General features: G+C 65.1%; 12 protein-coding genes. 9 read left to right on the forward strand and 3 right to left on the reverse strand.

Annotated elements, in window-relative coordinates:
* Positions 1-49 precede the first annotated feature (49 nt).
* The 4 genes from nirD (at position 50) to M0534_RS11165 (ending at position 5426) form a co-directional block, all read left to right on the forward strand.
* Entirely contained in the window at positions 50-391 is a 342-nt protein-coding gene (gene nirD / locus M0534_RS11150) for a nitrite reductase small subunit NirD (protein ID WP_248568507.1), read from the forward strand.
* 226 nt (positions 392-617) lie between these two features.
* A complete protein-coding gene (locus M0534_RS11155; protein WP_248568508.1) occupies positions 618-3293 on the forward strand; it encodes a nitrate reductase in 2676 nt (891 codons plus the stop codon).
* On the forward strand, positions 3293-4093 hold the full coding sequence (cobA, locus tag M0534_RS11160; protein ID WP_248568509.1) for a uroporphyrinogen-III C-methyltransferase: 801 nt from the start codon (positions 3293-3295) through the stop codon (positions 4091-4093). The genes M0534_RS11155 and cobA overlap by 1 nt, the downstream gene beginning before the upstream one ends.
* Before the next feature lie 7 nt (positions 4094-4100).
* Complete coding sequence (locus M0534_RS11165; protein ID WP_248568510.1) at positions 4101-5426, forward strand: MFS transporter; 1326 nt, start codon at positions 4101-4103, stop codon at positions 5424-5426.
* Here the strand turns inward: M0534_RS11165 and M0534_RS11170 are convergent.
* A complete protein-coding gene (locus M0534_RS11170; protein WP_248568511.1) occupies positions 5362-6741 on the reverse strand; it encodes a TRZ/ATZ family hydrolase in 1380 nt (459 codons plus the stop codon). The genes M0534_RS11165 and M0534_RS11170 overlap by 65 nt on opposite strands.
* A 72-nt stretch (positions 6742-6813) precedes the next feature.
* Entirely contained in the window at positions 6814-7941 is a 1128-nt protein-coding gene (locus M0534_RS11175; RefSeq protein ID WP_248568512.1) for an FAD-dependent oxidoreductase, read from the reverse strand.
* A 92-nt stretch (positions 7942-8033) separates the two neighbouring features.
* On the opposite strand from M0534_RS11175, the gene M0534_RS11180 reads away from it, so the two are divergent.
* The 4 genes from M0534_RS11180 (at position 8034) to M0534_RS11195 (ending at position 11833) form a co-directional block, all read left to right on the forward strand.
* The gene (locus M0534_RS11180) at positions 8034-8432 is read left to right on the forward strand and encodes a nuclear transport factor 2-like protein (RefSeq protein ID WP_248568513.1); all 399 of its coding nucleotides are present in this window, start codon (positions 8034-8036) and stop codon (positions 8430-8432) included.
* A gap of 700 nt (positions 8433-9132) precedes the next feature.
* Entirely contained in the window at positions 9133-10233 is a 1101-nt protein-coding gene (locus M0534_RS11185) for a pyridoxal-phosphate-dependent aminotransferase family protein (RefSeq protein ID WP_428348807.1), read from the forward strand.
* 208 nt (positions 10234-10441) lie between these two features.
* Positions 10442-11095, forward strand: a complete 654-nt coding sequence (locus tag M0534_RS11190) for an OmpA family protein (protein WP_248568515.1) — start codon at positions 10442-10444, stop codon at positions 11093-11095.
* A gap of 96 nt (positions 11096-11191) precedes the next feature.
* Positions 11192-11833 carry a glutathione S-transferase family protein gene (locus M0534_RS11195; RefSeq protein ID WP_248568516.1) on the forward strand — a complete coding sequence of 214 codons (642 nt, stop codon included), beginning with the start codon at positions 11192-11194 and terminating at the stop codon, positions 11831-11833.
* Between the two features lie 77 nt (positions 11834-11910).
* On the opposite strand, the gene M0534_RS11200 is transcribed toward M0534_RS11195, so the two are convergent.
* The gene (locus tag M0534_RS11200; protein ID WP_248568517.1) at positions 11911-12423 is read right to left on the reverse strand and encodes a protein tyrosine phosphatase family protein; all 513 of its coding nucleotides are present in this window, start codon (positions 12421-12423) and stop codon (positions 11911-11913) included.
* Positions 12424-12528: 105 nt separating this feature from the next.
* Between M0534_RS11200 and M0534_RS11205 the strand changes: the two genes are divergently transcribed.
* Entirely contained in the window at positions 12529-13191 is a 663-nt protein-coding gene (locus tag M0534_RS11205) for a pyridoxamine 5'-phosphate oxidase family protein (protein ID WP_248568518.1), read from the forward strand.
* The last annotated feature ends 6 nt before the right edge of the window (positions 13192-13197 follow it).

A 13197-nucleotide genomic window follows, 5' to 3' on the forward strand; every position in this document is an offset into this window, starting at 1 on the left:
AAACCTAAAACCTGAAACGTAAAACGGCATCCACGAGGACAGCACCACCATGCAAGCCGCACCCCGAACCGACGACGACTGGCTGGCCATCGGCCGGCTCGAGGACATCCCGATGCTCGGCGCCCGCGTCGTCGAGACCGCCAATGGTCCGGTGGCCGTGTTCCGCAACAGCGCCGACGAGGTGTTTGCGCTGCTCGACCGATGCCCGCACAAGGGCGGACCGCTGTCCGAGGGCATGGTCCACGGACGCCTGGTCACCTGCCCCCTGCACGCCTGGAACATCCACCTGGACCAGGGCGAGGCCAAGGCCCCGGACCAGGGCTGCGTACCCCGTTTCGAGGTTCGCAACGACGCCGGCAATCTCTACCTGAACCCGGAGCCTCTGGCGTGAGGGCTCATAGACAGGTTGAACGGTGTGGTGATGCGCGTCGCCGGGCTGTCGGCGAGACGGATCTCGCCGCCAAGCCTGCATGGACGCATTTACGGCGTGCCCGACGAGGCGCATCACCACACCGGTCCGCGGTAAGCCGCGCAGCGCCCCCAGACCCCCGATGCACCGGTCTGAAAACTGAAACCTGAAAACCGAACACTTTCTTTTCGCCACGCGAGCCAGACAAATGCCCGAACACACACCGCAAGCCACGAAAACCACCTGCCCCTACTGCGGCGTGGGCTGTGGCGTCCTGGCCTATCGCGAGGCGGATGGCTCCGTGCGCGTCGAGGGCGACCCCGAGCATCCGGCCAACTTCGGCCGGCTCTGTTCCAAGGGCTCGGCGCTGGGCGAGACGGTCGGCCTGGACGGTCGCCTGCTGCAGCCCGAGGTGGCCGGCCGCACGGTGGACTGGGAGACCGCGCTGGACGCGGTGGCGGACGGCTTCCGCCGGGTGATTGCCGAGCACGGACCGCAGGCCGTGGCCTTCTACGGTTCGGGGCAGATGCTGACGGAGGACTATTACGTCTCGAACAAGCTGTTCAAGGGTTTCATCGGCAGCAGCCATGTGGACACCAATTCCCGGCTCTGCATGGCCTCCAGCGTCGCCGGCCACAAGCGCGCCTTCGGCTCGGATACCGTGCCGGGCAATTACCAGGACCTGGAGCAGGCGGACCTGCTGGTAATCACCGGCTCCAACCTCGCCTGGTGTCACCCGGTGCTCTACCAACGGATCAAGGCGGCAAGGGCCGGGAACACGGATATGCGCGTGGTCGTCATCGACCCGCGCCGTACCGACACCTGCGAGATCGCCGACCTCCATCTGGGGCTCGCGCCGGGGACCGATGTCTGGTTGTGGAACGGCCTGCTGGCCCATCTGGCCCGCGAGGGCCGGGCCGACTACGCCTTTCTCGAAGCGCATACCGAGGGCTTCGGCGAGGCGATCCAGATCGCCCGCGAGACCGCCGGCAATGTGCCGACCGTCGCCCGGCAATGCGACCTGGCCGAGGCCGACGTGGCCAGCTTCTTCCGCTGGTTCGCCGCCACCGGGAAGACCGTGAGTCTTTATTCCCAGGGCATCAACCAGTCCTCGGTGGGGACCGACAAGGTCAACAGCATCATCAATTGCCATCTGCTCACCGGCCGCATCGGCCGGCCGGGCATGGGGCCGTTCTCGATTACCGGCCAGCCCAATGCGATGGGCGGGCGCGAAGTGGGCGGTCTGGCCAACCAGCTGGCCGCGCACATGGATTACGCGCCGGAGACGCTGGATCGGGTGCGCCGCTTCTGGAATGCCCCCAACCTGGCCGGCGCGCCGGGACACAAGGCGGTGGACCTTTTCCAGGCCATCCGCCGCGGCGAGATCAGGGCAGTCTGGATCATGGCCACCAACCCGATGGTCAGCCTGCCGGATGCCGACGCCATGCGCGAGGCGCTGGCCGGCTGTGAACTGGTGGTGATCTCCGAGGCCATGCGCAGCACCGATACCACGGCGGTGGCCGATGTCCTGCTGCCGGCACTGACCTGGGCCGAGAAGGACGGCACGGTGACCAACTCCGAGCGCCGCATCTCCCGCCAGCGTCCGTTCCTGCCGCCGCCGGGCCAGGCCCGGCCGGACTGGCGGGCACTCTGTCAGGTGGCGGAACGGCTCGGTTTTGCCGAGGCCTTCGCCTTCGATGGCCCTGACGCCATCTTCCGTGAACACGCCCGCCTGTCCGGTTTCGAGAATGCCGGCAGCCGTGATTTCGACATCAGCGGCCTGGCCGCGCTCGATCGCGCCGCCTATGAGGCGCTGCGGCCCAGGCAGTGGCCGGTGCGCGATGCCGCCGACACCGAGCGTCTGTTCGCCGATGGCCGTTTCTTCACGCCCTCCGGCCGGGCCCGCATCGTCGCCCTGCAGCCGCAGGCTCCGGCGAATGCGCCGTGTCCGGACTTCCCGCTGGTGCTGAATACCGGCCGTGTGCGCGACCACTGGCACACCATGACGCGCACCGGCAAGAGTGCCCGGCTCTCGGCCCATACCGTCACCCCGTATCTGCAAGTCCATCCCGATGAGGCCGCCGCGCTGGGGCTGGAGGACGAGGCACTGGCCCAGGTGGAAAGCCGCTGGGGCCAGGTCATGGGACGGGTTAGGATCGATGCCGCGCAACGTCCCGGCATGGTCTTCGTGCCGATGCACTGGAATGACCAGTACGCGGTGCAGGGGCGGGTCGACGCCGCGGTGAATCCGGTCACGGATCCACTTTCCGGCGAGCCGGAGTTCAAGCACACACCGGTCCGGGTACGGCCGGTGGCTGCCACCTGGCACGGCTTTCTGCTGCTGCGCGAGGCACCGGATGCGATGCCGGACTGCGCCTGGTGGGCGCGGGCCCAGGGCGTGGCCTTCACCCGATTCGAGCTGGCCGGGACCGAGGATTTCGAATCCCTGCCCGAACTTGCCCGCCGTCTGCTGGGCGATGACGGTGACTGGGTGCAGATGGCCGACCCGGCGCGCGGTACGTTCCGCGCCGCCTGGCTGCGGGATGGTCGACTGCAGGGCTGCCTGTTCATGGGGCCGCAGGCCAGTCTGCCGCAGCGCTCCTGGCTGTCCGGCCTGTTCGACCAGCAGCAACTCGCCACTCGGGACCGCATGGCCCTGCTCTCCGGGCACCCGCCGCCGGGGCAGAAGGATGCCGGCCGCACCCTCTGCTCCTGCTTCGGCGTCGGCGAGAACACCATCATCGATGCCATTCGCCGCGGCTGCCGCGATCCCGAAGCCGTGACCCACCGCTGTCAGGCAGGTGGCAACTGCGGTTCCTGCGTGCCCGAAATCCGCGAGCTGATTACCCGCCATGCACGCCCCGTGAATCGGAGGATCGCCTGATGCAGACGGCAAACGGCAGGGTCTGGCTGGTCGGTGCCGGACCCGGTGATCCCGAGTTGTTGACGCGCAAGGCCGAACGCCTGCTGCGCGAGGCGGACGTGATCCTGCATGACCGGCTGGTGTCACCGGAAATCCTGGCGCTGGCCGGTCCGCGGCCGCAGCGCATCTACGTCGGCAAGTGCTGCGGCAACCACCATGTCGGTCAACGGCGCACGGAGGAGCTCCTGGTCCACTGCGCCCGCCAGGGCCTGCGGGTCGTGCGCCTGAAGGGTGGCGATCCGTTTATCTTCGGCCGCGGCGGCGAGGAGATGGATGCACTGAGGGCTGCCGGCATTGCCTGCGAGGTGGTGCCGGGCGTCACCGCGGCGCTCGGTTGTGCCGCTGCCACCGGCATTCCGCTGACCCATCGTGACCATGCCAGTTCGGTGCTGTTCGTCACCGGCAATGACCGGGACAACCGCAGCCCGGCCGACTGGGCCGCGCTGACCCACCGCGACCGTACGCTGGTGATGTACATGGGCCTGGCGGCGCTGGAGCACTTCACCGAGGGCCTGCAGCGAAGCGGCCTGCCGGCGGACTGGCCGGTGGCGGTGGTGGCCGAGGGCACCACCGCGCACCAGCAGACCGTGCGCGGCACGCTGACGACGATTGCCGGACTGGCCCGCGAGGCGGGACTGCCGAGCCCGGCACTGACCATTATCGGCCAGGTGGTCACTGCCGGCCGATCACATCTTTTCGAGACATCCGGGCAGGTCGGCGCGCAGCACGTGGCCGCGCCGGTCGCGGATGGGGACCGGTAAACGCCTCATGCACACGAAGCCTACACACAATCCCCAGGCCATTCTCTGGATGAGCACGCTGGGCTTCACCGTCTGTTTCGCGGTCTGGGTCATGTTCGGCGTGATCGGCAATCCGATCGCCGACGAACTGGGATTGAGCGAGACCCAGTTCGGCCTGCTCACGGCCATGCCGATCCTCACCGGTTCGCTGGCCCGCCTGCCCATCGGCATGCTCAGTGACCGCTTCGGCGGCCGCATCGTGTACTTCCTGCTGATGCTGTCCACGGTGCTGCCGATCTACCTGCTGCAATTCGCCACCAGCTACTGGCAACTGCTGGCGCTGGGCCTGCTCGTGGGCCTGACCGGCGCCTCATTCTCGGTGGGGATCGCCTACGTGGCCCGTGCCTTTCCGCGGGAACGGCAGGGCTTCGCGATGGGCATCTTCGGTGCCGGCAATGCCGGTGCGGCGGTGACCAAGTTCGTCGCGCCCGGCATCGTGGTGGCCTTCGGCTGGCAGTACGTCTCGACCATCTATGCCATTGCCATGCTGATCATGGCCTTCGCCTTCTGGGCCTTCACCAGCCCCGACCCCCAGGAATCCGCCGAGGACCGCCCCGGCCTGCGTGAGCAACTGGCCCTGCTCAAGGATCCGCGGGTGCTCAAGTACTGTCAGTATTACTCGGTGGTGTTCGGCGGTTACGTGGCGCTGTCGCTGTACCTGACCCGTTACTTCATGGCCGAGTACGGGGTCGGCCTGCAGCTTGCCGCGCTGATTGCCAGCATCTTCGTGCTGCCCTCCGGTGTGATTCGTGCCCTGGGTGGCTGGCTGTCCGACCGTTTCGGCGCCCACTCGGTGACCTGGTGGTGCATGTGGGTTAGCGCGATCTGCCTGTTCCTGATGTCCTATCCCCATACCGAATACACGGTCCACACCACCAATGGGCCGGTGAGTTTCTCGTTCGGTCTGAACATCGTGCTGTTCACTTTCCTGCTGTTCCTGGTCGGGGTAGCCTGGGGCTTCGGCAAGGCCTCGGTGTTCAAGTACGTGTCCGACGACTTCGACCGCAATATCGGCGTGGTCTCCGGCATCGTCGGCCTGGCCGGCGGCCTCGGCGGTTTCCTGCTGCCGATCAAGTTTGGCATGCTGCTCGACCTCACCGGCGTGCCCAGCACCATCTTCATGCTGCTGTTCGGCGTCACCGTGGTCTCGCTGATCTGGATGTGGTGGACTGAACGCCGGCCGGCGGTATCGCCAACGGCGCCGGGCGAGCCCCATCGCTGGCAATCGTTCAACTCCGCCGGAGGCGGTCCGGCCGCAGCCAGCGGCGGATCCGGTCCAGCGCAGAGGGGTTGAGCAGTCGTTGCCGCCAGCGGCGGGTCTGCCGTAGTACCGAGGTTACGTCCAGGCTGGTCAGGCGGCCCTGGTCAAGGAGGTGCCGTCCCGCCACCCAGACATCGGTCACCTGGTCCCTCTGTGTGGCGTACACCAGCTGCGCCTGCACGTGGTACATCGGTGTGGATTGCGGGCGGTTCAGGTCGATGGCCACGCAATCGGCCTGCTTGCCCACTTCCAGCGAGCCGATCTCGGCGTCCAGACCCAGCGCCCGGGCGCCATTCACGGTTGCCATGCGCAGTGCGGTTTCGGCGCCGAGCGAAGCCGCGTTGCCGCTGAGACCTTTGGCCAGCAGCGCGGCCATGCGCATGTCGGCAAGCAGATCCAGGCTGTTGTTGCTGGCTGCGCCATCGGTCCCCAGGGCCACGTTGACGCCTTCGGCCAGCAGCTCTGTCACCGGACAGAAGCCGCTGGCCAGTTTCAGATTGGATCGCGGGCAATGCACCACGTGGACACCGGCGCGGGCAGCGGCCTGGCGCTCCGTTGCCGTCAGGTGATTCATGTGGACGGCGACCAGTCGGCGGTTCAGCAGGCCGGCGTTCTGCAACTCCTCCAAGGGGCGTCGGCCTTGCCGCCCGCAGGCTTGCTCGACGGAATCACGGGTTTCATGCACGTGACTGTGTACCCTCAGGCCGTATTCGGTTGACAGTCGGCAGAGTCGTTCCAGGACCTGCGCGGACAGGGCCTCCGGCGCATAAGGCGCCAGGCTGCAGTGCAGCAGCGGTTCGGCTTGGCAGCGGTCGCGCAGGTCCAGGCCGCCTTCCAGCGTGTCTTCGGGCGTCGCACCGAAGCCGAGGGCCGTATCCAGCACGCGGATACCGACCATGGCGCGGATACCCGCCCTGACTGCCTCGTCGGCGGTAATCGCCGGGAAGTAATACATATCGCTGAAACAGGTAATGCCGCCGCGCAGCATTTCCGCGACCGCAAGCCGGACACCGTCACGGGCGAAACGGCGGCCGATGACACGCTGCTCCGCCGGCCAGATGCAGTCATGCAGCCACTCTGCCAGTGGCAGGTCATCGGCATATCCACGAAACAGCGTCATCGCCGCGTGGGTATGCGCGTTGATCAGGCCGGGGATCAGCGCGTGCCCGGGGCGGTTCCAGCGGTGCTCCGGGGAATAGCGGCGCAGGGCCTCGCGCCACGGCAGAACGGCGAGAATCCGGTCCTTGTCCAGCACCAGGCTATGCCTCTCCAGCAGTGTGCCGGCAGGCTCCATCGGCAGGATCCAGTCCGCCTCGATAATGCCGTCCACCGCCCGGCGATCCGTCATACTCGTGCCTCCAGATCGTCTCCAACCAGCATGGCACGCTTGCCATCGGCTGCCTTGGCCGAGGCCCAGGGGTCAGTGGCCATGCCTCCGATAACGGGCGATGAAACCTTGGTCCAGCATGTTCTTCCAGTGCCAGGCCCAACGCCCCTCGGCGGCCCAACCACCGTAGGAGACAATGGCGTGCCGTGGTCCGGTAGTGATCAGGCCAAGCACTGTTTGTCGGGGCTGGAAGCAGCGCAGTTTCCCGCCCGTTGCGGCTGCCCGCAGGTTGGCACTCAGCACCGGCCCCTGCCGCACTGCGTACACGCCGGCCTTGCTCAGTGGGTGTTGCTCGATGCTGGCGATGTCACCGGCAGCGAAAATCGCCTCATCGCTGATGCTCCGCAGATTCGCATGCGTGCGGATGAAACCGTGTGAATCCAGCGCCAGGTCGGTATTCCGAAGCCAGTCCGGCCCCCTGACGGCTGTGACCAGCAGCGTCAGTGCGGAAGGTATCTCGGATGCGTTGTCCAATTGCAGGTATTGCGGTCCGATGCGCGTGACGTGCTGTCCGTCGATGGTCGTGATTCCTGCCTGTTGCAGGTGTTTTCGGGCCAGCGCCCGGACGCGATGGTTATGCCCGGGCAGGAGACCGCGCCGGCCGCTGATCAGTCGGATCGCCGGCGGCTTTGGCCAGGGGCGGAAACGGTAATGCAGGGCCAGCGCCAGCTCCACACCGCCTGCGCCGCCGCCCACAATCGTCAATGGTCCCTGACCGGGAGCCGATGCCTGAGTCAGCAATGCCTGTATCCGACCGATAAAGCCGTGCAGGGGCTTGACCGCGATCGCGTATCTGGCGGCGCCGGGAATTGTAGCTACCGCCGGTGATGCGCCGGTATTAATCGAGAGAAGTCCATAGCCGAGTTCGGTGCCGTCGTCCAGCAGCAGGCGCCGGCGCCTGCGATCCAGGGCGATGGCGCGTCGCCAGATAACGTTGACGCCGCTGGACCGGGCCAGCCGTGCCAGGTCGATACGGATCTGGTCGCGCCGGTAGTGGCCAGCCAGGTACCCCGGCAGCATCCCCGAATACAGGCTGAAGCGGTTGTCGCTGACCAGCATACAGGGTTGGCCCGCCGGCTGCCGACGTAGACGATGCAACACTTCGAGGTGACTATGGCCACCGCCGAGCAGCACCAGTTGATCGGTGCCCCCGGGCGTCATGACCGGTGTTTGTGCTGCCTGGACAAAGTCTGCTGTAGACTCTGGAAGGGCTTTGCAAGGCTTCGATATCCGGCACGGGAGGCAGACATCGGATGGTGCAACAGGCGGGCGGGGCCCAAGGGCTGGTCGAGACGTTCCTGCAGGCGATCGAGATGCATGATCCGGAAGGTGCGCGTGCTTGCCTGGCGGATGAGGGTTTTCATTATCGCAGCCCGATCAGCGAGTTTACGGATGCGGACAGCTTTATCGCCGACATGACCTACCGCACCGGTATCGTTCAACGCATGGAGATCCGCAAGGCCTTTGCTGATGGCAATGATCTCTGCCATATCCTGTCGGTCCACATTCAGATTTCCTCCAGGGTCCGGGTCGATGCGGTGATCTGGAGCCGGGTCCTCGACGGACGAATCCAGTGGATGGAAGTCCTGTTCGATGCCTATCCGTATCGCGCCTTGTTTCCAGCCGGAACCGAGCCCCCATCCTGGCTCTGAGGACGGGCATCCGGCGAACAGGGTCTGCGCCCGATTCGGCCCCTTGAACTGACTCGCCAGGGCGTGCGCTGTGGCGGCCTCCCGGCCGTCCGTCGTGCCCATCCGGACGACCGCCGGTCGCAGATCACGCAAGGGATTCAGCCCTTGAAGCAGACCAGGGTCAACGGCGGCCATGATTGCTCGGTGTGCTCCTTATGTGTGATGTGACAAGGGTGCCCAGCGTCCCCGGCGGCTGCTGCGACGGGCGTCTCATGCTGCGGCGTGTCAGGCATTCGGGCAGGAATTGCTGCGTTGCGCTGCTTGACCGCAGAATGACTGCGGCGCTGCGCAGCGCGCCTTGCTCGGAAAAATGCGGACTCCAACGCAGACGCGGGAATGAATCAGCAATTCCTTGCGAGTCCTGCTAACCTTCGTCGGTTTGCCGGCAAACGGTGGGGCCCGTTATCGGGCGCCGACGGAAATCGCTCCGCGTCTCTTCGACTGTGTATGCGACACCGCTCGGGTGATGCTGAATGAATTCGGAGGCCAGCCAGGCAGAAACGGTCGCGAGCGGTTTCTTGCCGGCGCTTTGTTCCATCAGCGCATTCCCGCAGTGCCGGCCCCGGGGGGCGTTGCGGCCCTTTCCGGCGTCTCGGTATCTTGATCTGTTGTCAGGTGAATTATGTCCAACAATGCATTTATGCCGCCAAAGCGTCTGCTCATGGGGCCTGGACCTTCCAATGTCGCACAGCGGGTGCTGGATGCCGGTGCCCGACCAACCATCGGGCATCTGGATCCCGCGTTCATGGAATTCATGGACGATCTCAAGGGCTTGCTGCGCTGGGTGTTTCGCACCAGCAACACCCTGACCATGCCGGTGTCCGGGCCCGGTACGGCGGGCATGGAGGCCTGCTTTGCCAACCTCCTGGAGCCCGGCGATACCGCGGTGATCTGTCGTAACGGCGTGTTCGGCCAGCGCATGGTGGAAATGGTCGAACGCCTCGGTGCCCGTGCCGTGGTGGTGGATGACGAGTGGGGGCGTGCGGTCGATCCGCGGAAGGTGGAAGACACCCTGAAGCAGACACCGGAGGCATCGCTTCTGGCCTTCGTCCAGGCCGAGACATCCACCGGCGCCCAGTCCGACGGCCAAGCCCTGGCGGAGCTCGCGCGCCGCTACGATTGCCTGAGCCTGATGGACTGCGTGACCTCGCTGGGCGGCACGCCGGTGGAAATCGATGCCTGGGGTGTGGATGCCGCCTATTCAGGAACCCAGAAATGCCTGTCCGCACCGCCGGGGTTGTCACCGGTCACGATGAGTGACGCGGCGGCGGAACGCATTCGTCAGCGTCGTACGCCGGTGCAAAGCTGGTTCATGGATTTTCGTCTGGTGATGAATTACTGGGGCAGCGAGGGACGGCGCAGCTATCATCATACGGCACCGGTCAACGCCCTCTATGGCCTGCATGAGGCCTTGCTCGCCATGCGGGAGGAAGGTCTGGAGTCGGTCTGGGATCGGCATGCCCGGCTGTCGGCCGATCTGCGTGGCCGGCTGGAGTCACTTGGCCTGGAGTATCTGGTTCCGAAGGAGGAGAGCCTTCCGCAGTTGAATACCGTACGGATCCCGGCAGCCGTGGACGACGCCGCCGCGCGTCTGGCGCTGCTGCAGAACGACGGCATAGAAATCGGTGCCGGACTGGGCCCGCTGGCCGGGTCGGTATGGCGCATCGGCCTGATGGGCGAGAGCTGCCGCGCGCAATACGTTGAACGCTGTGCGGATGCCCTGGCCCGGGTTCTGGAATTGCGGGTCGAGGCAACTGCCTAGGGAGGAACTGATCTATTCTCGCGCCTGCGCCCGAGAATAGATCAGTGCTTCCCTAGGGTTCGGGCCCACGGTCCAACGCGTTTTTCTTGGCTGCGGAGGGCGCACTGGTCTAACCTGTGCGATGTGGTCAGAGAACTGCCGACTGGTTCACAGACGTGCCAGTCGTCTTGGTTTCTACAGAGCGTTATGGGATTGATGGAGCAAGACAATGAAAAAACACGGACTGAAAGGCCTGCTCGCCATTTTTGCTGGTACGGCGATGCTGCTCGCTGGTGGTAATGCCTTCGCCGAGGGCGATCGCAGCAAGTATGTGACCAATTCCGATGGTGAAGTCTGGCGCAACGCCTCTGGCGATTGCTGGGTTCACACCAGCTGGACCGAGGCGGATGCCATCGAAGAGTGCCATCCGGATCTGGTGGAGCGGCCGGAACCGGAGCCGGAGCCACGTGTTGAAACCCGCACCGAAACCCGTACCGAGACCCTGGAAGCGGGCGCATTGTTCGGTTTCGATTCCTCCGAGCTCACCTCTCAGGGCCGCCGCGAACTGGATCGCCTTGCCCGCGAAGTCGCCGATGACGACGTCGAGGTGCAGAGCATCCGCATTACCGGTCATACAGACCGCATTGGTTCTGCCGAATACAACCAGGGCCTGTCCGAGCGTCGCGCCGAATCCGTGGTCAACTACCTGCGTGAGCGGGATGCCTTCCGCGGCATCGACATCAGCGGCCGCGGCATGGGTGAGAATGCGCCGGTCGTGCAGTGCGAAGACAAGCCGCGCGATGAACTGATCGCCTGCCTGCAACCCAACCGTCGCGTGGAAGTCGAGATCGTTGCCTCCCGTGAGGTCGAGGTGACCGACTAAACGCCATGCGTTGATAGCGGGTGAGCCGCTTCAGGCCCCGGTAAGCCGCGCTTGCCGGGGCTTTTTCGTATTGCGACAGCAAAAGGAGGATGCAGTATGGCGAAGTACACGCTTTTTGGTGGGGCCTACAGCACCTACGTGCGCACAGTGCGGATGCTGATGCAGGAGAAAGGCCTGGACTATGAACTGGTGCCGGTCAACATCCTGACCGGCGAAGGCCAGTCGGAAGCGCACCTGCGACGCCATCCCTTCGGCAAGATCCCGGCGCTTGAGGTGGACGGTGTCACGCTGTTCGAGACTGCTGCGATCGTCGAATTGCTGGAGGCGCATCAGCCGACGCCGGCACGCTTTCCGGAAGACCCGGTGGAGCGTGCACGTATGCGCCAATGGATGAACGTGATCGACAATTACCTGTATCCCGACGTGGTCGGCACGCTCGTCTGGCAGCGCGTGGTTAATCCACGGATGGACCAACCCTGTGACGAGCAGGCGGTGCGGGACGGCATGCCTGTGGTACGCAAGCACTTCGGTCTGCTGAATGCGGCCCTCGAAAACGCGAAATGGCTGGCCGGTGACACGATCAGCGTGGCGGATTTCTACCTTGCGCCGATCATGGCCTATGTCGCGATGACACCGGAGGCGGAGCGGCTGCTGGCTGACCATCCGCAGGTGGCTCGCTGGTGGGAGGCCTTCCAGCAACGGGAGAGCTTCATTCAGACGCCATTTGACGGGTCTTGAGCATGGCCAGCACCGGCGGCCGATGTTTCGGCCACCGGTGCCTTTTTCACGGCCGCTGCACTATTCGGTTGGTCCGGTTACTCCAGGCCGAGCAGGCGGCGGACATCATCCTCCAGCCCGGTGAGCCCCGCCTCTTTCCCGATCGTCAGGGCGTCCTCCGGCGATTCGTCGTACAGCCAGTGCGCGCGAAGTGCCATCAGAGCGCCGACCCGGTTACCGCTCGCACAATGCAGCAGGGTCGGCGAACCCTCCAGCTCAGCGAGCTGCTGGTCCAGCCATTCGACACTGTCCCGGGTCAGGTCGGTCGCCCCCTGAATGGGACGGTAGCGATAGTCCATTCCCAGGGCCTCGGCTATTTCACGCTGATTGAAATCGGGTGTTTCGTCCCGTGGGCGCAGATCGATTACGGCCTCGATGTCGGCCTCGGATGCTGTTTCGAGTTGTCCCGCGTCGGGTTGCCCGCCGGTGTAGAGCCAGGGTTTGAACTGAACCTGCTCGGGCATGAACTCGCCGCCCGCGTGAACAGTCTGCCCTGCCGTCGACAGCATCAGGGTCAGCCCCAGTAACAATGCAAACCGTTTCGCAGTCATGGTTTCTCCAGGAACTTCAGGCATTCTGTCAGTGTGTGGCCGATTGGACCGGCCGGCGACCGGACGGGTTCAGCCGAAAACACATCGAGCCCCGGGGGAGACAGTATGAGCAGATTGTATGGCGAGGCGCATCGGACCCTCCAGGATCAGTTCGATACGCGGCGGATGGCCGATCGCATTGAGGAGTTGGCAGTAACGACCGAATTTGCGCCGGACGTGCGTGCCTTCATTGAGTCACGGGACATGTTCTTCCTGTCCACGGTCGACCAGGCAGGACGGCCCACCGTGTCCTACAAGGGCGGTGACACGGGTTTCGTCCGCGTCATCGGCGACCGTGAGCTGGCCTTCCCCAGCTATGATGGCAATGGCATGTATTACTCCATGGGCAACATCGCCGAGAACCGCCAGGTTGGCATGCTGTTCATCGATTTCGAGAAGCCGCACCGGATCCGGTTGCAGGGTGTCGCCTCGGTGGCAATCGATGACCCGCTCAAGGAACAGTGGAAAGAGGCGGAACTGGTGGTCCGCGTCCGTGTGACCGAGCTGTGGCAGAACTGCCCGCGCTACATCCATCGTTACCAGAAGGTGCAGCAATCCCGTTACGTGCCGAAAGATTCCTGCGAGACGCCGGTGGCGGGCTGGAAACGGACCGATGCGGTGCAGGATGTGCTGCGTCCGCACGAAGCGGAGCAGGTCCGGCGCAGTGGCGGCGAGATCACCGTCGAGCAATGGATGGAGCAGGTGCAGTCCGGCGACGAGCAGGCATAAATCGTT

It is taken from the genome of Methylonatrum kenyense (genome assembly GCF_023195885.1).
Classification (GTDB): domain Bacteria; phylum Pseudomonadota; class Gammaproteobacteria; order Nitrococcales; family Aquisalimonadaceae; genus Methylonatrum; species Methylonatrum kenyense.

What these genes read in the sequence shown, in the direction of transcription:
- nirD (WP_248568507.1), top strand. Translation starts at nt 50, where the DNA reads ATGCAAGCCGCACCCCGAACCGACGACGACTGGCTGGCCATCGGCCGG.
- M0534_RS11155 (WP_248568508.1), top strand. Translation starts at nt 618, where the DNA reads ATGCCCGAACACACACCGCAAGCCACGAAAACCACCTGCCCCTACTGC.
- cobA (WP_248568509.1), top strand. Translation starts at nt 3,293, where the DNA reads ATGCAGACGGCAAACGGCAGGGTCTGGCTGGTCGGTGCCGGACCCGGT.
- M0534_RS11165 (WP_248568510.1), top strand. Translation starts at nt 4,101, where the DNA reads ATGCACACGAAGCCTACACACAATCCCCAGGCCATTCTCTGGATGAGC.
- M0534_RS11170 (WP_248568511.1), bottom strand. Translation starts at nt 6,741, where the DNA reads ATGACGGATCGCCGGGCGGTGGACGGCATTATCGAGGCGGACTGGATC.
- M0534_RS11175 (WP_248568512.1), bottom strand. Translation starts at nt 7,941, where the DNA reads ATGACGCCCGGGGGCACCGATCAACTGGTGCTGCTCGGCGGTGGCCAT.
- M0534_RS11180 (WP_248568513.1), top strand. Translation starts at nt 8,034, where the DNA reads ATGGTGCAACAGGCGGGCGGGGCCCAAGGGCTGGTCGAGACGTTCCTG.
- M0534_RS11185 (WP_428348807.1), top strand. Translation starts at nt 9,133, where the DNA reads ATGGGGCCTGGACCTTCCAATGTCGCACAGCGGGTGCTGGATGCCGGT.
- M0534_RS11190 (WP_248568515.1), top strand. Translation starts at nt 10,442, where the DNA reads ATGAAAAAACACGGACTGAAAGGCCTGCTCGCCATTTTTGCTGGTACG.
- M0534_RS11195 (WP_248568516.1), top strand. Translation starts at nt 11,192, where the DNA reads ATGGCGAAGTACACGCTTTTTGGTGGGGCCTACAGCACCTACGTGCGC.
- M0534_RS11200 (WP_248568517.1), bottom strand. Translation starts at nt 12,423, where the DNA reads ATGACTGCGAAACGGTTTGCATTGTTACTGGGGCTGACCCTGATGCTG.
- M0534_RS11205 (WP_248568518.1), top strand. Translation starts at nt 12,529, where the DNA reads ATGAGCAGATTGTATGGCGAGGCGCATCGGACCCTCCAGGATCAGTTC.